This is a genomic window from Nitratireductor sp. B36 (assembly GCF_020833685.1).
In the GTDB taxonomy this organism is placed as follows: Bacteria; Pseudomonadota; Alphaproteobacteria; order Rhizobiales; family Rhizobiaceae; genus Nitratireductor.
Window position 1 is genome coordinate 524,330 of sequence record NZ_JACKZY010000001.1, and the last position, 19,448, is coordinate 543,777.

22 protein-coding genes and 1 tRNA gene are annotated in these 19,448 nt (G+C 64.2%); 4 read left to right on the top strand and 19 right to left on the bottom strand.

The window, feature by feature from the left end; genetic code table 11:
* Positions 1 to 17 precede the first annotated feature (17 nt).
* Positions 18 to 1,046 carry an amino acid ABC transporter substrate-binding protein gene (locus H7H48_RS02675; RefSeq protein ID WP_229447265.1) on the bottom strand — a complete coding sequence of 343 codons (1,029 nt, stop codon included), beginning with the start codon at positions 1,044 to 1,046 and terminating at the stop codon, positions 18 to 20.
* Between the two features lie 331 nt (positions 1,047 to 1,377).
* Between H7H48_RS02675 and H7H48_RS02680 the strand changes: the two genes are divergently transcribed.
* A complete protein-coding gene (locus H7H48_RS02680; RefSeq protein WP_229447266.1) occupies positions 1,378 to 2,550 on the top strand; it encodes a cystathionine beta-lyase in 1,173 nt (390 codons plus the stop codon).
* An 81-nt stretch (positions 2,551 to 2,631) separates the two neighbouring features.
* On the opposite strand, the gene H7H48_RS02685 is transcribed toward H7H48_RS02680, so the two are convergent.
* Positions 2,632 to 3,309, bottom strand: coding sequence for a hypothetical protein (locus tag H7H48_RS02685; protein ID WP_229447267.1), 678 nt, complete (start codon positions 3,307 to 3,309; stop codon positions 2,632 to 2,634).
* A 121-nt stretch (positions 3,310 to 3,430) separates the two neighbouring features.
* On the opposite strand from H7H48_RS02685, the gene H7H48_RS02690 reads away from it, so the two are divergent.
* Positions 3,431 to 3,670: a hypothetical protein gene (locus H7H48_RS02690; RefSeq protein WP_229447268.1), complete on the top strand. Its 240-nt coding sequence runs from the start codon at positions 3,431 to 3,433 to the stop codon at positions 3,668 to 3,670.
* A 274-nt stretch (positions 3,671 to 3,944) separates the two neighbouring features.
* Positions 3,945 to 4,021, top strand: a tRNA-Arg gene (locus tag H7H48_RS02695).
* On the opposite strand, the gene H7H48_RS02700 is transcribed toward H7H48_RS02695, so the two are convergent.
* From H7H48_RS02700 to trbG, 7 genes are all read right to left on the bottom strand, one after another.
* Positions 3,992 to 5,650, bottom strand: a complete 1,659-nt coding sequence (locus H7H48_RS02700; protein ID WP_229447269.1) for a recombinase family protein — start codon at positions 5,648 to 5,650, stop codon at positions 3,992 to 3,994. The genes H7H48_RS02695 and H7H48_RS02700 overlap by 30 nt on opposite strands.
* Complete coding sequence (locus H7H48_RS02705) at positions 5,647 to 6,045, bottom strand: helix-turn-helix domain-containing protein (protein WP_024353510.1); 399 nt, start codon at positions 6,043 to 6,045, stop codon at positions 5,647 to 5,649. The genes H7H48_RS02700 and H7H48_RS02705 overlap by 4 nt, the downstream gene beginning before the upstream one ends.
* Positions 6,042 to 6,395: a DUF6516 family protein gene (locus tag H7H48_RS02710; protein WP_229447270.1), complete on the bottom strand. Its 354-nt coding sequence runs from the start codon at positions 6,393 to 6,395 to the stop codon at positions 6,042 to 6,044. Before H7H48_RS02710 ends, H7H48_RS02705 begins: the two co-directional genes overlap by 4 nt.
* A complete protein-coding gene (locus H7H48_RS02715; protein ID WP_229447271.1) occupies positions 6,392 to 6,709 on the bottom strand; it encodes a hypothetical protein in 318 nt (105 codons plus the stop codon). The genes H7H48_RS02710 and H7H48_RS02715 overlap by 4 nt, the downstream gene beginning before the upstream one ends.
* A 134-nt stretch (positions 6,710 to 6,843) precedes the next feature.
* Positions 6,844 to 7,065, bottom strand: a complete 222-nt coding sequence (locus H7H48_RS02720) for a DUF2274 domain-containing protein (RefSeq protein ID WP_024353507.1) — start codon at positions 7,063 to 7,065, stop codon at positions 6,844 to 6,846.
* Between the two features lie 2 nt (positions 7,066 to 7,067).
* Complete coding sequence (locus tag H7H48_RS02725) at positions 7,068 to 8,195, bottom strand: TrbI/VirB10 family protein (protein WP_229447272.1); 1,128 nt, start codon at positions 8,193 to 8,195, stop codon at positions 7,068 to 7,070.
* A complete protein-coding gene (gene trbG / locus H7H48_RS02730; protein ID WP_370633322.1) occupies positions 8,192 to 9,190 on the bottom strand; it encodes a P-type conjugative transfer protein TrbG in 999 nt (332 codons plus the stop codon). The genes H7H48_RS02725 and trbG overlap by 4 nt, the downstream gene beginning before the upstream one ends.
* Before the next feature lie 18 nt (positions 9,191 to 9,208).
* On the opposite strand from trbG, the gene H7H48_RS02735 reads away from it, so the two are divergent.
* Positions 9,209 to 9,586 carry a nuclear transport factor 2 family protein gene (locus H7H48_RS02735; RefSeq protein ID WP_024353836.1) on the top strand — a complete coding sequence of 126 codons (378 nt, stop codon included), beginning with the start codon at positions 9,209 to 9,211 and terminating at the stop codon, positions 9,584 to 9,586.
* A 5-nt stretch (positions 9,587 to 9,591) separates the two neighbouring features.
* Here the strand turns inward: H7H48_RS02735 and trbF are convergent, their stop codons facing one another.
* From trbF to H7H48_RS02785, 10 genes are all read right to left on the bottom strand, one after another.
* The gene (gene trbF / locus H7H48_RS02740; RefSeq protein ID WP_229447274.1) at positions 9,592 to 10,281 is read right to left on the bottom strand and encodes a conjugal transfer protein TrbF; all 690 of its coding nucleotides are present in this window, start codon (positions 10,279 to 10,281) and stop codon (positions 9,592 to 9,594) included.
* Entirely contained in the window at positions 10,278 to 11,639 is a 1,362-nt protein-coding gene (trbL, locus tag H7H48_RS02745) for a P-type conjugative transfer protein TrbL (protein ID WP_229447275.1), read from the bottom strand. Before trbL ends, trbF begins: the two co-directional genes overlap by 4 nt.
* A gap of 2 nt (positions 11,640 to 11,641) precedes the next feature.
* Complete coding sequence (trbK-alt, locus tag H7H48_RS02750; RefSeq protein ID WP_229447276.1) at positions 11,642 to 11,908, bottom strand: putative entry exclusion protein TrbK-alt; 267 nt, start codon at positions 11,906 to 11,908, stop codon at positions 11,642 to 11,644.
* A 14-nt stretch (positions 11,909 to 11,922) separates the two neighbouring features.
* Complete coding sequence (gene trbJ / locus H7H48_RS02755; RefSeq protein ID WP_229447277.1) at positions 11,923 to 12,705, bottom strand: P-type conjugative transfer protein TrbJ; 783 nt, start codon at positions 12,703 to 12,705, stop codon at positions 11,923 to 11,925.
* Positions 12,705 to 15,158 (bottom strand): conjugal transfer protein TrbE, encoded by a 2,454-nt coding sequence (gene trbE, locus H7H48_RS02760; protein ID WP_229447278.1) that lies wholly within the window; start codon positions 15,156 to 15,158, stop codon positions 12,705 to 12,707. The genes trbJ and trbE overlap by 1 nt, the downstream gene beginning before the upstream one ends.
* 12 nt (positions 15,159 to 15,170) lie before the next feature.
* The gene (locus tag H7H48_RS02765) at positions 15,171 to 15,452 is read right to left on the bottom strand and encodes a VirB3 family type IV secretion system protein (RefSeq protein WP_229447279.1); all 282 of its coding nucleotides are present in this window, start codon (positions 15,450 to 15,452) and stop codon (positions 15,171 to 15,173) included.
* Positions 15,452 to 15,784 (bottom strand): TrbC/VirB2 family protein, encoded by a 333-nt coding sequence (locus tag H7H48_RS02770; RefSeq protein WP_024353498.1) that lies wholly within the window; start codon positions 15,782 to 15,784, stop codon positions 15,452 to 15,454. Before H7H48_RS02770 ends, H7H48_RS02765 begins: the two co-directional genes overlap by 1 nt.
* On the bottom strand, positions 15,781 to 16,764 hold the full coding sequence (gene trbB / locus H7H48_RS02775; RefSeq protein ID WP_229447280.1) for a P-type conjugative transfer ATPase TrbB: 984 nt from the start codon (positions 16,762 to 16,764) through the stop codon (positions 15,781 to 15,783). The genes H7H48_RS02770 and trbB overlap by 4 nt, the downstream gene beginning before the upstream one ends.
* Before the next feature lie 147 nt (positions 16,765 to 16,911).
* A complete protein-coding gene (locus tag H7H48_RS02780; RefSeq protein WP_229447281.1) occupies positions 16,912 to 17,391 on the bottom strand; it encodes a CopG family transcriptional regulator in 480 nt (159 codons plus the stop codon).
* Positions 17,392 to 17,401: 10 nt separating this feature from the next.
* A complete protein-coding gene (locus H7H48_RS02785; RefSeq protein WP_229447282.1) occupies positions 17,402 to 19,390 on the bottom strand; it encodes a conjugal transfer protein TraG in 1,989 nt (662 codons plus the stop codon).
* Between the last annotated feature and the right edge of the window lie 58 nt (positions 19,391 to 19,448).

Below are 19,448 nucleotides of genomic sequence, written 5' to 3' on the forward strand. Positions count from 1 at the left end.
GTTTTCACGGGACCCGATCAGCGGATCGGCATACCGTACTGAAGGCCACCCTTCGTCCAAAGGGCGTTGATCCCGCGCGAGATCTTCAGCGGGCTGTCGGCACCCACATTGCGCTCAAAGATCTCACCGTAGTTGCCCACATGCTTGATAGCACGGACGGCAAAATCATTGGTCAGACCGAGATCGGTACCAAGCTTGGTGCCTTCCTCGGTGCCGAGAAGACGACGCACTTCGGGGTTGTCCGAATTCATCTTCTCTTCAAGGTTGGCCTGGCTGATGCCCAGCTCTTCAGCATTCACGAGCGCGTAATAAACCCATTTGACAATGTCGAACCACTGGTCATCGCCATGGCGCACTGCCGGCCCGAGGGGCTCCTTGGAGATGATTTCGGGCAGAACGATGTGGTCGTCCGGGTTGGTGAGATTTAAGCGCACGGCATAAAGGCCGGACTGGTCCGTCGTGTAGACATCGCAGCGCCCTGCATCATAGGCCGCATTCACCTCTTCGAACTTCTCGAAAACAACAGGGCTGTACTCCATGTTGTTCGCCTTGAAGTAGTCGGCGAGGTTCAGCTCCGTCGTCGTGCCGGCCTGCACGCAGACCGCGGCACCCGAAAGCTGAAGCGCGGAGTTGATGCCTTCGAGCTTCTTCGCATTGATCATGAAGCCCTGGCCGTCATAGTAGGTCACGCCGGCGAAGTTCAGGCCGAGTGCCGTGTCGCGGCTGATCGTCCAAGTGGTGTTGCGGGAAAGCACGTCCACTTCGCCTGACTGAAGCGCGGTGAAACGGTCTTTTGCCGAAAGTGGCGTGAATTCCACGGCTTCGGGATCGTCAAAAATTGCGGCAGCCACGGCGCGGCAGAAGTCCACGTCGAGGCCTTTCCAGTTGCCCTGGTCGTCCGGTGCGCTGAAGCCGATGAGGCCGGTGTTGACGCCGCATTGGACGTGGCCTTTCGCCTTCACATCGTCCAGCGTGGCGGCAGAAGCCGGCGCGGCCATCATCGCGATCGCGGCCGAGCCGAGCAACGCTTTGACAATATTTTTCATGATTACGAACCCTTTTTTCTGTGTTCGGGCTTATCCCCTGACATTTTCAGTGCGGAAGCAGGCGAATGTCCCGTACACCCCGCTCGGAGTGCCGGCCCGCAAAGGGGCGGACACGCACTTCCTCTCCCACGCACTGGTCCCATCGAATGCCATAAATCTCTTTGGGTCAAGAGCGAAAGACCCTTGCTCCAGAGGCAAGAGCGCGGCCCGTGCCCGGTTGACGGGTCGCCGACAATGGCGTTCCATCCGGCATCTTGAACGCCCGGTTTCGAGGGTTTTCCTTACGCTCACGCTCCAGGGCGCGCCCGCAGTCAATCAAGCGACAGGTTCCATGAACGAAAAGAATAAGACTAAAGTCGGAGACAACACGCGCCTTGCCCATATGGGCAACAATCCGCGCGACTTTCACGGTTTCGTCAATCCGCCGGTGGTTCACGCCTCAACCGTGCTGTTTCCCGATGCCGGGACCATGGCCTCACGCAACCAGAAGTATACATACGGCACCCGCGGCACACCCACAACCGACGCGCTGGCCGCGGCGATGAACGAGTTGGAAGGGGCTGCCGGCACCATAATCGTGCCTTCTGGGCTTGCCGCTGTCACCGTTCCGCTGCTCGCCTTCCTGTCTTCGGGCGACCACGTGCTGATCGTCGATTCGGTCTATCATCCGACACGCCATTTCGCCGATACCATGCTCACCCGGCTTGGTGTCGAAGTGACCTACTACGACCCGGCTGCCGACAAAGGCATCGCCACACTTATGCAACCCAATACCAAAGTGGTCCTTACCGAGGCCCCGGGTTCCGGAACGTTCGAGATGCAGGACATCCCCGCCATTGTCGACGTCGCCCACCGGGGTGGCGCCATCGTGATGATGGACAACACCTGGGCGACACCGCTCTTCTTCCGCCCGCTCGACCATGGGGTCGATATCTCCATTCAGGCGGCCACCAAATATCCCGGCGGCCATTCGGATGTCCTACTGGGAACCGTTTCAGCCAATGAAGCGTGTTTCGAGCGCCTGCTCGACACCCACGGGGCACTCGGCATCTGTGCTGCGCCGGACGATGTCTACCAGGTGCTGCGCGGCCTGCGCACCATGGGCGTACGGCTCGAGCGCCACCAGCAGAGCGCCCTCAGCCTCGCGCGCTGGCTGGAGGGGCAAAAGGGCGTCGCCCGCGTTCTCCACCCGGCTCTCGAATCCCATCCAGGCCACGCGATCTGGAAACGTGACTTCACCGGATCCAGCGGTCTCTTCTCTATCGTGCTCGATGGCGGCGGCCAGGCGCAGGCCCATGCGTTTCTGGATGCCCTTGAATATTTTGGTCTCGGCTATTCCTGGGGCGGCTATGAGAGCCTTGCCGTGCACGTGCAGCTTAACGATCGAACGATCGCGCAACCGCCGAAAGAAGGCCCGGTTATCCGGTTGCAAATCGGCCTGGAAGACGTTGAGGATCTGAAGGCTGATCTTTCTGCTGCTCTGGCCGCTGCAGCAAAGGCCTGAAGGCAGGATTCATCATTCTGCGGCGCGCGTTTGAGTTCCATCTTCTGAACAGGCTGCGCGCGCCAGAGATGAGGCTGGGTTCTATCTTCCGTCTCTCATGATCCTTTCGAGCGCCCGTCGGTCTCTGCGGGATCGGATCTGCTCGGCCGTGAAATGGCGCGGGATCAGCCGTTTTCCGATCGTATCCTGTTTCACATCGAAACTGCGTCGGGCAGCCACCAGAAGGTCCTGTGCGCGGTAGGTCGCCACCACGATGACCGTCAGTTCGCGCAACCTGTCCAGAGCCGGCATCCGATCGACGGGAAAGGCTCCCTCAGCCGTGCGGTCCTGCTCGAGCACCTTTCCGATCAATTGCTGAAAAGTGCCGATATCGAGCCATTCGCTGCTGTCGAGCGGTCCCTGGAACCATTGCGGGCTGCTATCGCTGCCATTGAGAATATCCAGATCGAGGTCGCTTAGTGAATACCGACTGCGCGCGACGGCCTTCTCGCCATCCGCGAGATAGCCCACGTCCAGCAACACAGCTTCGATATAAATCGGCTCTGCGCTCATGTTTGCGATAAGACAGTGTGCCTGAAGGCGATGCCCGGCGCCCCGATTGATCAGGATTTTGGGGCGCAGTGTACGCCGGTAGTTCATCAGCAGCATCTGGAAATAGAGCGTCCAGACCACCAGTGTGGCGAGACTGGCCAACGCACTGACAGCGCCATGGTTTTCCCGCAGCCAGCTCCATAATGGTTCAACGATTGTATCCTGCATTGGCGGCCAACGCCCACTCGCCGGCTTCGTTCCCTAAAAGCGGAGTGCCACCATGGAACGCATTCCTCCCCTCCTCCGTTCAGGCTGCAGGAGTTGAACAGAGCCTGAAAGGAGCATTCCCATGAACGACCGGCAGAAGAAGGACCGTGCCTCCGACATCCAGAGCAGCGATCTGGCCGCCGACCGGATGGGCAACAATCAGTTGCAGGGCGACGACCAGGCGAAAGTTCGCAATCAGCGCCATGCCGTCCCTGACGTCAAACAGGAAGCAGACGGGGTCATCGAGAGTTTTGAGAAACTGGACAAGGATGAGCGCGCGCGCCGGGATCTCGGCAAAGGTGCCCGCTCAGGAAAAAGCTGATCTTATCCCACTCAGCGGCCCCGGTAGGACATAGGCGGACATAGGAAAACCTCGCAGCGGCATGACCCTCCCGCGCCATCAGGCATCAAAACGTCAAGGCCCGGAAAACGCCAAGGCCTGGCGCTTTGGCCTGCATGCCCACGGGGTTCCTTCTCGAGCCTTGGATCCGAAAACGCAAAGCCAGGCAATTCATCGCATTTCATCGTTGATGCAGGCAAAGGCTTCGGCTATGAAAGCGACGCGCTGCTGCTTCGTCTCCAGCGCATATCGGCCAGCACCCGTAGCTCAGCTGGATAGAGCGCTGCCCTCCGAAGGCAGAGGTCACAGGTTCGAATCCTGTCGGGTGCGCCATTTCAGAACAGAACTATGAACGCCGAACGCCGCCGTTTCTACGCTTGAAGCGGCGACCAACGTTCGCAGCAGTTCCGACTTCGATCCCATGATGCGAACCTCGTCGTCGGCAACCTCGACACGCTGCGCCAGCGCGCGTAGATGGTCGCGGCGGTAGCCGCCATCGTTGAGCCTGATCCGTTCACGGGCTTTGCGAGCAAACCCCTTGAGCATATCGGGGGTGACGCCCTGATTGCCTGAACTATCGAGCGCGAGCTGCGTGCGCTCCGCGTCGGCGGCGGCTTGATCCCGCAATGCCTTGAGGCTCACCATGCGTTCCTTTGCCATGGCGTCGTCCTTGTCCACCATGCCGGCTTCGATGGCGTCAAAGAGACGGCCGAGCCGCTGGTCGGCTTCCGTGATTCGCCTTTGAAGCTCGGCAAGATGCTCGCGGCGGCGTTCGGTGCGTTCCTGTCGGCGGTCGATGACGCTGGCAAGGACGGTTTCCAACCGCTTGGGCAGGAGCAGGCGGTCCCCGATATAATCGGCGACCGTATGGTCCAGCTTGTCCATGGGGATTGTGCGACCCTTGCAGCCGGTCTTGCCCTGCCGGGCCTTGGTCGAGCAGGTATAGTAGCGGTATGTCGCGCCCGTGCTGCCTTGGCCGGTGCGAAGGGTCATCGCTCCCCCGCACTTGGCGCAGAAGCAAATGCCGGTCAGGAGCGTCGGGCCGCTGGAGACACGTGCAGGCGTCACCATGGGATTGCGGGACTTGAGGCGGGCTTGCACCGCGTCGAACGTCTCGCGCTCGATTAGGGGCGGCACCGCCATGATGGCGACCTCGCTCTCCGGCTTCTTCTCCCGGTCCTTATGCGAGCGGGTGTTGAACCTGTGCTCGCCGATATAGGTGGTGCGGGTCAGGATGGCGTGGATTTGCGCCAATCCCCAACGCCCTCCGTCGCGGGTGAAGAAGCGGCGCTCGTTGAGATAGGTGGCGATGGCCTTTACGCCCATCGCGCCGGACGTGCCGTCTCCTTCGAGGAACAGGCGATAGATCAGCCGCACGGTGTCGGCGTGCAGCGGGTCGATCTCCAGCTTCTTCTTGATCTTCGATCCCCGCTGCTCGGCTGCGACGATGCGATAGCCGATAGGCGGCCGTGCGCCGTTCCAGAAGCCTTGCCGGGCGTTCTCATTCATGGCGCGCAGGACGTGCTTGGCGTTCTCCTTCGACTGGTATTCGTCGAACAGCGCCATGATCTGCCGCATCATCTGGTGCATGGGATCGTCGCCCATCTCCTGCGTGATGGACACCAGCTTGACGCCGTTCTTCGCCAGCTTTCTAACGTAGAACTCCATCTCGAAGTGATCGCGGAAGAACCGGCTGAACGAGTGGACCACGACAATATCGAAGGGGGCGGGCTTTGACGTGCCCGCTTCGATCATTCGTTGAAACTCGGGGCGTTTGTCGTTGGTGGCGGTTGCGCCTGCTTCGATGAACGTCTCCACCAGTTGCAGGCCGCGTTGCTCGCAATAGGCTTCGCCCTGCCGCTTCTGGTCGGGAATGGAAATGTCATGCTCGGCCTGCCGGGCAGTCGAGACGCGCAGATAGAGGGCGGCACGGGAGGTAGTGGTTGGGCTGTGCTTGTTCATGCTTGGCCTCCCATAGCTTTCTTCGCCTTGGGGCGGTCGATCAGGGGCAACGCCAGCTCCACCCGGTCATGCACCACCTTGGGCGCGAGTTTGCGTCCATGCCCCGGTTCAAACCGCACAAGGCCATAGCTCTCCATGGTTTTCAGGGTGCGTGACAGGTTGGAGCCGGCCCGGCCGGTGATTTCCGCCAGTTCCTCCAGCGATGCCGGGGCTTTCTCGGCGATGATGCGCAGCAGTTCGCGGTTGCCGGCCGACAGCACCTTGGCAAAGGATTCGGTCGAGGTGAACCACACCTTCGGATCGCTGGGCGCAGGTTTTTCCTCGCCGCGCGCGATCCGCATGGTGCGGGCCTTCATTTCTTCATAGTCGGCAATCCCGACTTTCAATGTGGTCATAGGGCACCTCGTTCCTTCAATACCGCGTCCACGGCCTGCCAGAAGTCGGCCAGCAGCGTGGCCGCATCCTCGTAGGCGTAAGGCTTCACGGTCTGAAAGCGGTGCCGATGGTCCATCGGCTCGCCGCGCCTGCCCCGGCCGACCGGATGGGCATTGTCGAAGCCGACCAGTCGTTCGCCCGAAGGCCCGTGAAGCGTGAGCGAATAATCGAGGCCGTGCGGCTTTTCCGGCGAGGCCGGAACGCGGGTGACGACGAACTTCACCCAATGGCCGCCCTCGGGATCGACAAAGAGCATCTGTCCGTCGAGGTCCAAAAGCGTGTCGAGGCCCGGATCACGATGCCCGCTCACGTCTTTTTCCTATCAGTTTGTGATAGGAATTGCAAGCTGTCATCCGGCTTTCTCGGGTCCAAGAGTTCGTCGAACACATCGCCGAACCAGCGCTCGAACACGTCAATCTCGGCCTCGGTAACGGGAATGTCCTCCGGCCAATCGTCGATAACGCGCATCCTCTGGCCGTCCGGGCCGAGAAGTGGCGTGTTGCCGGCTCGCGTCCGGTCGTCCGGCGTAGGATCGTCGGCGTAGTCGAACAGATCGTCGGGAAGTGGTTCGGGGATCGACTGTCGCGGTCGCCCTTTGCGGGCGCGGCGGCGCTCTGCGCACATGGAATCCTCCTTGGTTCTGGCGGATTCCGGGGCGCTATTGGCCCCGGAATTAGGCGAACCATGGAGGGCAGTCGGCGGCCTGTAGCGTGCCGCATTTGCGCCTATGCGCTGGCGGCACCCCTGCCGGAATGGGGTTAGCTGGAGGCTCGCCGCGCCTTGGCGAAACCGCGATCCGTGGCGATGAAGTGTTGAAGCATCGGAACGATGAGCTTGGCGGGATCGGCAACGGGCTGGCCGCTCTCTCGGGCCAGCACCTCGGCATAGGCGATCAGATCGCGGTGAAGCGGCGCGGGCAGTTCCACCGTCACCTTGACAGGCTTGTCGTCGGGCAGCGGGCCGAGTTTCAGTTTCGTCATGGTCAACCTCCTGCCGGCTCGAACACAAGATCGCGGGTGACGATGATCCTGACCGGAAAGCCCGGCCGGATGGTGAGCGTCGGCGCAACCTGCAACTGGCGCTGGACGATCTGCTGGCCGGCCTGATTGACGGTATCCTGCGCCCCGTCGCGGATGGCGCGGATCAGCCGGTCCTCGTCGCTCGTGGCCAGCTCCGAGCCGACTGCAAGCAGCGTGGATAGCCCTGCGGCCTTCATTAGATCCCACCAATGGTAATCAACACCATCCTCAAGGCCGGCATAGCCGCTGGCGTCCGCGCCCGGCAGGCGCTCCAGAACGATGGAGCGGCCGCCCGGCAGGATCAGGCGGTTCCACACCAAGAGCACCCTGCGCTGGCCGAAGGTCACGCCGTCATCGTATTGGCCTATGATGCGGGTGCCCTGCGGGATCAGGAGCAGCGAGCCGGTCGGGCTGTCATAGACGTTCTCCGTCACCTGCGCGGTGATCTGGCCCGGAAGGTCGGAACGGATGCCGGTGATGAGCGCGGCCGGGATCACGGCCCCGGCCTGAAGGATATAGGGCGATGCTGGCGGCACAACGCGATCCGGGGCGACGGTCTGCCGGTCCACCGGCCCGTTGAGAAACGCCGCGTGGCGATCCTGTGTCGCGGGCTGCCCGCCGAGGCCAAGACCGGCAAGGCCGGGCATGGCCGTGCCGGCTGGCGCTACCGTGCGCGGGCCGGACTGGAAAAAGACGTTGCTCAAGCGCGCGGCTTCTTCCTCGGCCCTGCGGCGTTCTTCCTCGGGATCGACGGCGGGCGTCGTCATGACGGGCGGCGCGACTGGCTGGCCCCTGTTCTGCGCGTCAAGGATCGGGCGGCCAAGGTCGCCCGGCAGCGCGGGACCGAGCACCGGGCCGCTATAGTCGCTCGGCAGGCCCGCCAGCCCATCGGCGGTTTGCCGGTTGTTGGTCGAGTAAAGTTCGCCGCCGTCCGGCCCTCCGTCGCGGGTCTGGAGCGCGTAAATCAGCGCCCCGCCGATGCCGAGAAGCGCGACGGCTCCGACGCCTGCCAGCATTTTGCGGGACAGGCGGGTGACGCGGGGCGATTCAGCGCGCAGGCGCATGGGTGCGGCGGTATCGGTATCGCTCATGAGGACGATCCTCCCGTGGTCGCGCTGGCCGGCTGGGCTGCGGCCTGCGTCGGGTTGGTGCGGACGATCCTGACCGTCTGCTGGCGGTTGCCAGAACCAAGGCGCAGTTCGGCCGTGCCGAACAGGCGGTCAACGATCAGGACGTTCTGGTGGATACGGCTGTTGACGATCTGCGGCTCGCCGTTCGCGCCAAGCACGAAGATCGGCGGCATCTCGCCCTGCACGATCCCAGCCGGGAAGACGATATAAACGCGCCTGCCGTCATCGAAGACGGAAACCGGCCGCCATGGCGGGCTATCGCCCTGCACCTGCAACCCATAACGATAGTTCCGCGCTGCCTCGGCGGGAATGATGGGTGCGGCCGGAACGGTGTGGCGCTGGCCGGCAGGCGGTGCGGGATAGGCCCATGCCACGGCCGGCATGTAGAGCGATTCCCGCGCGCGCAGCTCGAGCATGTAAGTGCGCCGGTCGGTGGTGACGACAAGGTTGGTGGAAATGTCGGGGCGCGTCGGCTTCACGAGGATATGGACACGGCGGTTTGCACCGCTGCCGCTCTCTGTGTCGCCGATAATCCACCTTGTCGTATCGCCGGCCGCGATCGGCCCCGCGCCTGTCAGGCTCTCGCCTGGCTCCAGCGCAATGGTCGTGATCTGCCCGACTGCGGCATAGACCTGATAGAGCGCGCCTTCCGACCACGGATAAATCTGGATGGCGTTGTAGTAGCCTTCCCGGCGCGGCTCGACGCGGGCGGCGGCATTTGCGTTCTCGACGCGGCCGGTCGGTGTGCCTGCGGCGGTGCCGCCGCGCGCCACGGTCCATGCCGGGGGCACATGCAGCGGCCGGGGCGTGTTGTCGGTTGCCGCCGCCTGCACGGTCGGCAGCGGCGGAACGCTGGCATCGTAGCTGAATTGCGGTGTCCGGTTAGTCGCGCAGCCTGCCAAAGTAATTGCAAACGCCGTCGCAAAAATCGCATAGGTTAGCGACTTCAGGATCAGTAAGGAGGAATCGACAGAATGGATTCTGTGCCGACGATTGTTGCCCGGTATATCGACGCCTACAACAGGATGAATGTTCAGGCGATGCTCGACTGCCTGTCGGGCGACGTTCGGTTTATCAACAGATCGAACGGAGAGACGACGAACGAAACGCACGGGATCGAGGCATTCCGCGCGCTGGCGGAACAGGGCGTCCAGTTGTTTGCTGAAAGAGAACAGACGATCCTCGACTGTATCGCGATAGACGACCGTGCAGCCGTGCGCATCGGCTATCGCGCCAAGGTCAAGACCGACCTGCCCAATGGCTGGAAGGCCGGGCAGGAGATCGAGATGACGGGCACCTCGTTTTTCATGATCTCCGAGGGAAAGATCAGCGAGGTGATTGATGCAAGCTGAAGTTTTCATTGGCTCATCTCCCGCGACCACGAAATTGCATTGATATAGATTCCCAACGGGTTGGCGCGCAGGCGCTTGGCGTCGCGCGGTGGCTGGATGACGATGGTGAGGATGGCCGTCCATCGTTCGGTAGTCGAAAGCTGGCCGTTCTCGAAATGGCGTTCGGTCCACGCCACGCGGAAGCTGTTCGGGGATGCCCGGATGACGCTCGAGACTTCGACGGCGACCTGTTGACGGCCGACCTTGCTGAACGGGTCGTTTGCGCGGGCATAGTCGTTGAGCGCCGCCGCACCCCGGTCGGTCGTCCACTCATACGCCCGAAGCCAGTTCTGGCGGACAATGATCGCGTCGGCCGGGATCGCGCGCACCTGCTCGATGAAGCGGCCAAGATGGAAAGCGATCTGTGGGTCGGTCGGGCGATAATCGGCGGCGGCCGGCGCGACGGTCTGCGCTTGTCCGAGATTATCGACCTGCACCACCCACGGCACCACGGTCCCGCGCGCCGATTGCCACACGAGCGCGGATGCGAATCCGGCCGACAGGATCAGCGAACCGAACGCCATGAGCCGCCAGTTTTTCGCCTGCACGCGGGCCGAGCCGATACGCTCGTCCCATGCCTGCGCCGCCTTCTGATAGGGCGTCTCGGGTTCGGGCGATTTGCCGTAATGGGTGGCTGGTCGTTTGAAGATGCTCATGAGCGGTCACTTTCGGAAAGGTTGATGGAGGAACCAGAACCGTGGCCGTCGCCGGAACGCACCGCATGGGCGGTCATGGTGGTGCCGTGGTTGAGGGCCTGCGAGCGGCGCATCTGCTGCGCCCATGCGGGCGGGCTGCCGACCGGGCCGGACGCTGCTGCGGCGGGATTGGCGTTCGTGCCGCCGACCGTGCCCATGGTCGAGCTGCCGCCCGACGCGCCGAAACCGGCTTTCGCACCAGCGGAGTAGCTGGATTTGACGGATTCGCTGGCGCGCGCGGCGGCGCGTTTGAGGGGCGAGATGGCCGCCGATCCTGCGGCTCGCGCGACGCCGCCGAGGCCGGAGGCGACACCGGCCGCACCGGACTGGCCGAGCGCGCCGACGCTATAGGCTGCGGTTGCTGCGCCCGCGGCCGTCGCGCCGCCGCGGACGGCCGCGGTCCCACCGGAGAGGGCGGCAGCACCACCTTTGGCGGCGAGCATGGCCCCGCCGCCAGCGGCGACGCCTGCACCTGCGACCGCAAGGCCGGTTCCCACGGCTGCGCCCGCGCCGAGTTGCGGGCCGCCAGAGACGATGCCGTTGGCGATACCGGGACCGAAGATGCCGAGGCCGAGCAGCGACAGCGCGGCGAGCACAATCGCCATGGCGTCGTCGATGGTCGGGGTTGCCCCGCCGAAACCGGCCGTGAATTGCGAAAACAAGGTGCTGCCGATGCCGATGATGACAGCGAGCACCAGAACCTTGATGCCGGACGACACCACGTTGCCGAGCACCTTTTCGGCCATGAAGGCGGTCTTGCCGAACAAGCCGAAGGGGATCAGCACGAAGCCGGCGAGCGTGGTCAGCTTGAACTCGATCAGGGTCACGAAAAGCTGGATGGCGAGGATGAAGAAGGCCAGCACCACCAGCGCCCATGCGAACAGCAGGCACGCGATCTGGATGAAGTTCTCGAAGAACGCGATCCAGCCCATGAGGTCGGAAATGGAGTCGAGCAGCGGGCGGCCGGCGTCGAGGCCGGTCTGCGCCACGCGGCCCGGACGCATAAGATCGGCAACCGAAAAGCTGGTGCCGGACGCCATGAGGCCGAGGCCGGCGAAGCTCTCGAAGACGATGCGCGCGAGGTTGTTCCAGTTGGAAATGATGTAGGCGAACACCCCGACGAACAGCGTCTTTTTGACCAGCCGCGCGATGATGTCGTCATCCGCGCCCCATGCCCAAAACAGCGCCGCGAGCGTCACGTCAATGACGATCAAGGTGGTGGCGATGAAGGCGACCTCGCCGCCGAGCAGCCCGAACCCCGAGTCGATGTAGGAGGTGAATACGCTTAGAAACGAGTCGATGACGCCCGTGTTGCCCATGGTCAGCGCGCCTCGCTGCGGTCACGGCCGAGGAAGCGGTCGCGGGATTCTGCCCATGCGGCGAGGCAATCGGTGTCGCTCGCCGCCGCCTCGCCAAGCTGCTGGCAACGGCGCAGGGTTTCGCGCAACGGGTCGGCCGGGGGCTGGAGGACCGATGCGGGTCGTGGCGCGGAAGGCTCGTCCTTCCGCGCCATGTCGATTGCGGTCACTGTCAAGGCAATCGCAACGAACACCACCGTCCCGAGCCGGGCCAGCATCTTGCCGTCCATGGCGAGTCTCCCGGTTAGTTGTTGCCGTTGTTGAACATCTGCGCATTGCCCGGCTGGTAGCCGGTGCCGGGCGTCAGAAACCGCTCGCGCTGGATGCGGCCCTGTTCGGCGGCAGTCGCGCGCTCGGCCTCGGTCAGCGCGTCGGCGCGGCCGTTCGCCGAGATGACCGCGATCAGGTCGGAAAGCTGCTGCGACTGGAGCGCAAGAAGCTGGTTGCCGGCCTGCGTGGCTTGAAGCGCGCCGGTCGCGCCCTGACTCTGGCCGACCAGCGCGGCCATTTCGGCGCGGTTGCTGTCGATATTGCCGACCGCTCCCGCCTGCACGCGCATGGCGTCCTGCAAACCGCCGACCGTATTCTCCCATCGGCTGCGCGCATCGGCGACAAGCTGGGCGTCGGTCGCCGAAAGCGACACATTGCCATAATGCTTCTGGAAGGCTTGGTCGATCTGGCCGACCTCGAACGCGATGTTCTGTGCCTGCCCGAGAAGCTGCTGCGTGCGCTGGACGCTCTGCTGGAGCTGCTGGAGCGAGGAATATGGCAGGCTCGCAAGGTTGCGGGCCTGATTGATGAGCATCTGCGCTTCGTTCTGGAGGCTGGTGATCTGGTTATTGATCTGTTCGAGCGTGCGCGCTGCCGTGAGGACGTTCTGCGCGTAGTTGCTCGGGTCATAGACGATGCGGCCGAAGCCGAATTGCGCATGGGCCGGGCTTGCCAGCATGGGCGAAAGCGCGACAGGCACGGCGAGAACCGCCGCCGCGATCAGAGCGGCGCGAGGGGTCGGGAAGCGGATAGTCATTATGTGGACTCCTTTTCAGGCTGGGGGATGAGATTGGTGAGGTTCGGGATCAGCTCGGCCGCCCAATCGACGCCTCGCGCGCGCAGCCATGCGGCGAGGAAGCCGTCGCGGCCGGCCTCAGTGACGATCTGTGCAATGAGGGTCTGGTCGGATTTGGCGGATGCGGCGCAGAGCGCGAGGCCGACTTCGGACAGGTCCAGCTCGAACAGGCGATTGCCCCTGCGGCTTTGGCAGTAATAATCCCGCTTGGGCGTGGCCCGTGCGAGGATTTCGATCTGCCTGTCATTGAGGCCGAAGCGGCGATAGATGGCCGTGATCTGCGGTTCTATGGCCCGTTCGTTCGGCAGCAAGAGCCGCGTCGGACAGCTCTCGATGATCGCGGGCGCGATGTTGCTGCCGTCAATGTCGGACAGGCTTTGCGTGGCGAAGATGACGCTGGCGTTTTTCTTGCGCAGCGTTTTCAGCCATTCGCGGAGTTGGCCGGCGAAACCCTCGTCGTCGAGCGCAAGCCAACCCTCGTCGATGATGAGCAGCGTCGGCCGCCCGTCGAGCCGGTCGCCGATACGATGGAACAGATAGGCGAGCACGGCCGGGGCCGCACCGGTCCCGACCAGCCCCTCGATCTCGAACGCCTGCACATCGGCCGAGCCGAGATGTTCGGCCTCGGCGTCGAGCAGCCGGCCATAGGCACCGCCGACGCAGAACGGCCGAAGCGCCTGTTTCAGATCGTTGGATTGCAGCAGCACCGCAAGGCCGGTGATCGTGCGCTCATCGACCGGCGCGGACGCCAGCGAAGTCAGCGCCGTCCAAAGATACTCTTTGATCTCGGGCGTGATGGCGATGCCTTCGCGCATGAGGATGGCGGCGATCCAGTCCGCCGCCCATGCGCGTTCATAGGTGTCGTGGATGCGGGCAAGTGGCTGGAGCGAAACGGACGCCTCGTCCCCTTCCGTGAGGCCACCGCCCAAATCGTGCCAATCTCCGCCCATGGCGAGCGCGGCGGCGCGGATCGAGCCGCCGAAGTCGAAGGCGAAGACTTGGCTGGCCTCATAGCGCCGGAACTGCAAGGCCATGAGGGCGAGCAACACGGATTTGCCCGCGCCCGTGGGGCCGACGACAAGGGTGTGGCCTACGTCGCCGACATGGAGACTTAGCCGGAACGGGGTTGAGCCTTCGGTCTTTCCAAAGAGCAAAGGGGGCGCACCGAAATGCTCGTCCCGTTCCGGCCCCGCCCACACCGCCGAAAGCGGGATCATGTGGGCGAGATTCAAAGTGCTGATGGGCGGCTGGCGGACATTCGCGTAGGCGTGTCCGGGCAGGCTGCCGAGCCATGCGTCAACCGCGTTGACGCTCTCGGGCATGGCGGTGAAGTCGCGGCCCTGAACGATCTTCTCGACCAGGCGCAGCTTCTCGTCGGCAATGCGCGGGTCGGCATCCCATACGGTGACGGTCGCCGTGACGTAAGCCATGCCCGCCACGTCTGCCCCAAGCTCCTGCAACGCCATGTCGGCGTCGAGCGCCTTGTTGGCGGCGTCGGTGTCCACAAGCGCGGACGCCTCGTTGGTCATCACCTCTTTCAGAATCGCGGCGACGCTCTTGCGCTTGGCGAACCATTGGCGACGGATGCGGGTCAGCAGCCGGGTCGCATCGGTCTTGTCGAGCAGGATCGCGCGCGTGCTCCACCTGTAGGGGAACGGCAGGCGGTTCATCTCGTCGAGCAGGCCCGGCGTCGTTGCGGTCGGGAAGCCCACGATGGTCAGGACGCGCAGATGTGCATCACCAAGGCGCGGCTCCAGCCCGCCGGTCAACGGCTGGTCGGCAAGCAGCGCGTCGAGGTGCATGGGCACCTCGGGCACGCGGACGCGGTGCCGGTTGGTCGAGATGGTGGAATGGAGATAGGTCAGCGTCGCGCCGTCATCCATCCAACGGCACTCGGGCATGAAGCCGTCGAGCAAGGCCAGCACGCGGTCGGTGCGGTCGATGAAGGCGCGCAGCAGCTCCCACGGGTCCACGCCGGTTTTCTCGCGGCCCTCGTAGAGCCATGTTTCCGCGCGGGCGGCTTCCTCGGCCGGAGGCAGCCAGAGGAAGGTCAGGAAGTAGCCCGATACAAAATGCGCGTCCGCTTCCTCGAAACCGGCTTTGCGCTCTGCGTCGACCAGCGCCGACGCGGGATCGGGAAACATGCTGTCGGGATAGGTCGAGGCTTCGCTGCGCTGCGCTTCGACGAAGATGCTCCAGCCGGAGCCGAGACGGCGCACGGCGTTGTTGATGCGGCCGGCGACGGCGACCAGTTCGGCGGCGACGGCGGAATCCAGATCGGGACCGCGAAACTTGGCCGTCCTCTGAAAACTCCCGTCCTTGTTCAAGACGACGCCGGAGCCGACCAGTGCTGCCCATGGCAGATAGTCGGCGAGCCGGGTGGCGGTGCGGCGGTATTCTGCAAGGTTCATCATCGACGCCCTCCCTCAAACCGCCAGATGGCCGGGGATGCGGAGATGCCGCCGCCCGACCTCGACAAAGAGGGGATCGCGCTTTGCCGCCCATACGGCCGCGAAATGGCCGATTGCCCAGATGGCGATGCCGACCAGCCAGAGGCGCAGGCCGAGGCCCACGGCCCCGGCCAGCGTGCCGTTCAGAATCGCGATGGAGCGCGGTGCGCCGCCGAGCAGGATATGTTCGGTCAGCGCCCGGTGAACCGGGACCGTGAAGCCCGGCACGGCGTCCAGTTGCTCGAACGCGACGGCCATCAAACGAGCGCCCCGCCGCCGAACGAGAAGAACGACAGGAAGAAGCTCGACGCGGCGAAAGCAATCGACAGGCCGAACACGATCTGGATCAGACGGCGAAAGCCGCCGCTGGTGTCCCCGAACGCGAGGGTCAGGCCGGTGGCGATGATAATTATCACCGCGATAATTTTTGCGACGGGTCCCTCAATGGACTGAAGGATTTGCTGAAGCGGTTGCTCCCACGGCATCGACGATCCCGACGCATGGGCGGCCGGGGCGAGCATGAAGCTGATAGCAAGGGTGGATGCGGCGGTCGCGGCGAAGCGATAGCCGCGCGAAATCGTGCGGATCATGAAGATTCTCCTGTGCTGGTTTGGATTGCGGGGGTGATGCGATAGTCGCCGTCCGGCCCCAGCCCATCGACGCGGGCAAGCTCGGCAAGTCGGCGCGCGGAACCGCGCCCGGAAAGGACAGCAACAAGGTCGATGGTTTCGGCGATCAGCGCGCGCGGGACGGTGACGACAGCCTCTTGGATGAGCTGTTCAAGACGACGGAGCGCACCGATGCCTGTGCCGGCGTGGATGGTTCCGATCCCGCCGGGGTGCCCCGTGCCCCATGCTTTGAGCAAGTCGAGGGCTTCCGGTCCGCGCACCTCGCCGATGGGGATGCGGTCGGGGCGCAGGCGCAGCGAGGAACGGACCAGATCGGAAAGTGTCGCCACGCCGTCTTTCGTCCGCATGGCGACAAGGTTGGGCGCGGCGCATTGCAGTTCGCGCGTATCCTCGATGATGACGACGCGATCCGCCGTCTTCGCCACCTCGGCGAGCAGCGCGTTGGTCAGTGTGGTCTTGCCGGTGCTGGTGCCGCCCGCCACGAGGATGTTGGCGCGGGAAGCAACGGCTGCGCGTAGCGTCGCGGCCTGATCGTCGGACATGATGCCGGCCGCCACATAGTCGTCGAGCGTAAAGACGGCGATGGCCGGCTTCCTGATCGCAAATGCGGGCGCGGCGACCACGGGCGGCAACAGGCCCTCGAACCGCTCCCCGCTCTCGGGCAGTTCGGCCGAGACGCGGGGGCTGCGGGCATGAACCTCCGCGCCGACATGATGCGCGACCAGCCGCACGATGCGTTCGCCATCGGCGGCGGACAGGCGCTCGCCCGTGTCGGCCAGTCCTTCGGACAGGCGGTCGATCCACAACCGACCGTCCGGGTTTAGCATCACCTCGACGACGGCCGGGTCTTCGAGCAGCCGGCCGATTGCCGGGCCGAGCGCGGTGCGCAACATGCGCGCGCCGCGCGCAATGGCTTCCGATTTTTGGTGGTTGGTGGTCATGTCGGCCCCGTTTCTTCATGGGGCGCGACAGCGCGATCCCCGGATCGGGGTCGATTAAGAAAGCCCGGAATTGGGCCGGTTCAACAAGTATCTAGCTGCGTGCGGTGATCGGCGGCGAACGGCGGTAAATAGGATGGGTCCGAATACTTACTCTTGATCGCCGTTGCTCTCGGACCCGTCCGGCAACGGATCGTCGGGAAGTGAGTCGAGGTCGCGCGACAGCTCTTTGAGGAACCTGTCGCCGGTCGCCAGACGCCGGCCGAGATTCTGCATGAAGCCCTCGAACCGCTCCGCGCCTTTGGCGCGTGCAGCGGATTGCGCGGCTCCCGTGAGTGGCGGCGTGATGGTCATCCAGAAATGGATGAACTGCGCGACCGTCTCGCCGAGGACGGCGAGATCTAGGTCGAGCGTGTCGATCTGGCGGCCGAGCTTGTCCAAGCGACGCGACATGGCGGCTTCAAGCTGGTCGTCAGCATCACCGGACAGGTAGGACATGACCGCCGCCTCCACGATGGCGGATTTCGAGACATTGCGGCGCAGCGCCACCGAGCGGCGCAGCGCCATCGCCTCGATCTGCGGGATGAGCGCGGGGTCGAAATAGATATTCAGGCGGGTTCTGGTTGCCATGGGCGTATCCTCAAAGATCGATTCCGTCATCGGGGTTCAGCGCCACCTGCCGCGCGACCATCCTCATGCGCTGGCGCATGGCGCGGGCCTTGGCCGCGTCAACGTCCGGCTCGTCGTCCAGAAACTCGAACTCCTGTTCGGGCGATGGCGGCGGGGCGACGATTTCCTCTTGGCTTGGCAGCTCCGGCTCGCGGCGGATGCCGGCATTGGCCGGATCGCCCTCGGTCCCGTCTGCGGCGTCGGTCGCGGAACGACTTTCCGCCGCGACCACACGACCGGACCAGTCATCGGTGGATGGGCTGGGCGCCAGCGGAGCGGCGACCAGATCGGGCGGGGTCAAGATGCGTTCCTGAAACCGTGCATCCTCGTAGTAGCGGGCCTTGGTCGCCCGGATCGGCGGAGTGCCCGCGACCATGACGATTTCATCGGTGGGCGGAAGCTGCATGATTTCGCCGGGCGTGAGCAGCGGCCGGGCCGTCTCCTGCCGTGACACCATCAAATGCCCCAGCCATGGCGCAAGGCGATGGCCGGCATAGTTGGTGGAATCGCGCAGCTCGGTCGCGGTGCCGAGCGCGTCGCTCACCCGCTTGGCGGTGCGCTCGTCGTTCGTGGCAAAGCTGACGCGGACATGGCAGTTGTCGAGGATCGCGTTGTTCGGCCCATAGGCGCGCTCGATCTGATTGAGGCTCTGCGCAATCAGGAAGCCTTTGATTCCATACCCCGCCATGAAGGCGAGCGCCGATTCAAAGAAATCGAGCCGGCCGAGCGCCGGAAACTCGTCCAGCATCAATAGCAGCCGATGGCGCTTGCCGGAGGTGGTCAATTCCTCGGTCAACCGCCTCCCGATCTGGTTGAGGATCAGGCGGATGAGCGGCTTGGTGCGGTTTATGTCGGATGGCGGCACGACGAGGTAGAGGCTGACGGGCTGGCGGCTGCCGACCAGATCGGCAATGCGCCAGTCGCAGCGAGCCGTCACCCGCGCCACCACGGGATCGCGGTAGAGGCCGAGAAACGACATGGCGGTGCTCAACACGCCGCTGCGCTCGTTCTCGCTCTTGTTCAGCAGCTCGCGGGCCGACGACGCGATGACGGGATGAACGCCGGCCTCGGCGAGATGCGGCGTGTCCATCATCGCGCGCAACGTCGCCTCGACCGGGCGGCGCGGGTCGGACAGGAAGTTGGCGACGCCTGCCAGCGTCTTGTCCTTCTCCGCATAGAGAACATGCAGGATCGCGCCGACCAGCAGGCTATGGCTGGTCTTTTCCCAATGGTTGCGCTTGTCGAGGCTGCCTTCGGGGTCGACCAGAATATCCGCGATATTCTGAACGTCGCGGACTTCCCATTCTCCTTGCCGGACCTCCAGCAGCGGGTTGTAGGCCGACGATCTGGCGTTGGTCGGATCGAACAGCAGCACGCGGCCATGCTTCGCGCGGAAGCCCGCTGTCAGCGTCCAGTTCTCGCCCTTTATGTCGTGGACGATACAGCTTCCCGGCCAGGTCAACAGTGTGGGAACGACAAGCCCGACGCCCTTGCCGCTGCGGGTCGGCGCGAAGCAAAGGACATGCTCGGGGCCGTCATGGCGCAGATAGTCGCGTCCGCGCCGGCCGAGCACGACGCCATCCGGGCCGAGCAATCCGGCCGTGCGGATTTCCTTGTCCTCGGCCCATCGTGCCGATCCATAGGTGGCGACGTTGCGCGCCTCCCGTGCCCGGATGACCGACATGAGGATGGCGGCGGCAATGGCGAGGAAGCCGCCCGATACGGCGATGATGCCGCCCTCGACGAAGATCGCGGGCGCGTAAGCGTCGAACGAAAACCACCACCAGAAGAAGGCCGGCGGGTAGTAGATCGGCAGGCCCGCCAGCTCGAACCATGGATTGCCAAGCTGGGGCTGGAAGCCGAGGCGCAACGCTACCCATTGCGTCGCCGCCCACGTCATCACCAGAACGATGGTGAAGACTACGGCGATCTGACGCCAAAGGATTCGGCCTCCGCGCAATGCAGGCTCCAGTCGGCAAAAGAGACGGAGCCGATCAGAGAGTAGGCAAAAACCGGGC

What these genes read in the sequence shown, in the direction of transcription:
- trbJ (WP_229447277.1), bottom strand. Translation starts at nt 12,705, where the DNA reads ATGACTATCCGCTTCCCGACCCCTCGCGCCGCTCTGATCGCGGCGGCG.
- H7H48_RS02780 (WP_229447281.1), bottom strand. Translation starts at nt 17,391, where the DNA reads ATGGCAACCAGAACCCGCCTGAATATCTATTTCGACCCCGCGCTCATC.
- H7H48_RS02700 (WP_229447269.1), bottom strand. Translation starts at nt 5,650, where the DNA reads ATGAACAAGCACAGCCCAACCACTACCTCCCGTGCCGCCCTCTATCTG.
- H7H48_RS02765 (WP_229447279.1), bottom strand. Translation starts at nt 15,452, where the DNA reads ATGGCCGTCGCGTTCGAGCAACTGGACGCCGTGCCGGGCTTCACGGTC.
- trbB (WP_229447280.1), bottom strand. Translation starts at nt 16,764, where the DNA reads ATGACCACCAACCACCAAAAATCGGAAGCCATTGCGCGCGGCGCGCGC.
- H7H48_RS02770 (WP_024353498.1), bottom strand. Translation starts at nt 15,784, where the DNA reads ATGATCCGCACGATTTCGCGCGGCTATCGCTTCGCCGCGACCGCCGCA.
- trbK-alt (WP_229447276.1), bottom strand. Translation starts at nt 11,908, where the DNA reads ATGGACGGCAAGATGCTGGCCCGGCTCGGGACGGTGGTGTTCGTTGCG.
- trbL (WP_229447275.1), bottom strand. Translation starts at nt 11,639, where the DNA reads ATGGGCAACACGGGCGTCATCGACTCGTTTCTAAGCGTATTCACCTCC.
- H7H48_RS02680 (WP_229447266.1), top strand. Translation starts at nt 1,378, where the DNA reads ATGAACGAAAAGAATAAGACTAAAGTCGGAGACAACACGCGCCTTGCC.
- H7H48_RS02675 (WP_229447265.1), bottom strand. Translation starts at nt 1,046, where the DNA reads ATGAAAAATATTGTCAAAGCGTTGCTCGGCTCGGCCGCGATCGCGATG.
- trbE (WP_229447278.1), bottom strand. Translation starts at nt 15,158, where the DNA reads ATGATGAACCTTGCAGAATACCGCCGCACCGCCACCCGGCTCGCCGAC.
- H7H48_RS02720 (WP_024353507.1), bottom strand. Translation starts at nt 7,065, where the DNA reads ATGACGAAACTGAAACTCGGCCCGCTGCCCGACGACAAGCCTGTCAAG.
- H7H48_RS02705 (WP_024353510.1), bottom strand. Translation starts at nt 6,045, where the DNA reads ATGACCACATTGAAAGTCGGGATTGCCGACTATGAAGAAATGAAGGCC.
- H7H48_RS02725 (WP_229447272.1), bottom strand. Translation starts at nt 8,195, where the DNA reads ATGAGCGATACCGATACCGCCGCACCCATGCGCCTGCGCGCTGAATCG.
- trbF (WP_229447274.1), bottom strand. Translation starts at nt 10,281, where the DNA reads ATGAGCATCTTCAAACGACCAGCCACCCATTACGGCAAATCGCCCGAA.
- H7H48_RS02735 (WP_024353836.1), top strand. Translation starts at nt 9,209, where the DNA reads ATGGATTCTGTGCCGACGATTGTTGCCCGGTATATCGACGCCTACAAC.
- H7H48_RS02690 (WP_229447268.1), top strand. Translation starts at nt 3,431, where the DNA reads ATGAACGACCGGCAGAAGAAGGACCGTGCCTCCGACATCCAGAGCAGC.
- H7H48_RS02685 (WP_229447267.1), bottom strand. Translation starts at nt 3,309, where the DNA reads ATGCAGGATACAATCGTTGAACCATTATGGAGCTGGCTGCGGGAAAAC.
- H7H48_RS02715 (WP_229447271.1), bottom strand. Translation starts at nt 6,709, where the DNA reads ATGTGCGCAGAGCGCCGCCGCGCCCGCAAAGGGCGACCGCGACAGTCG.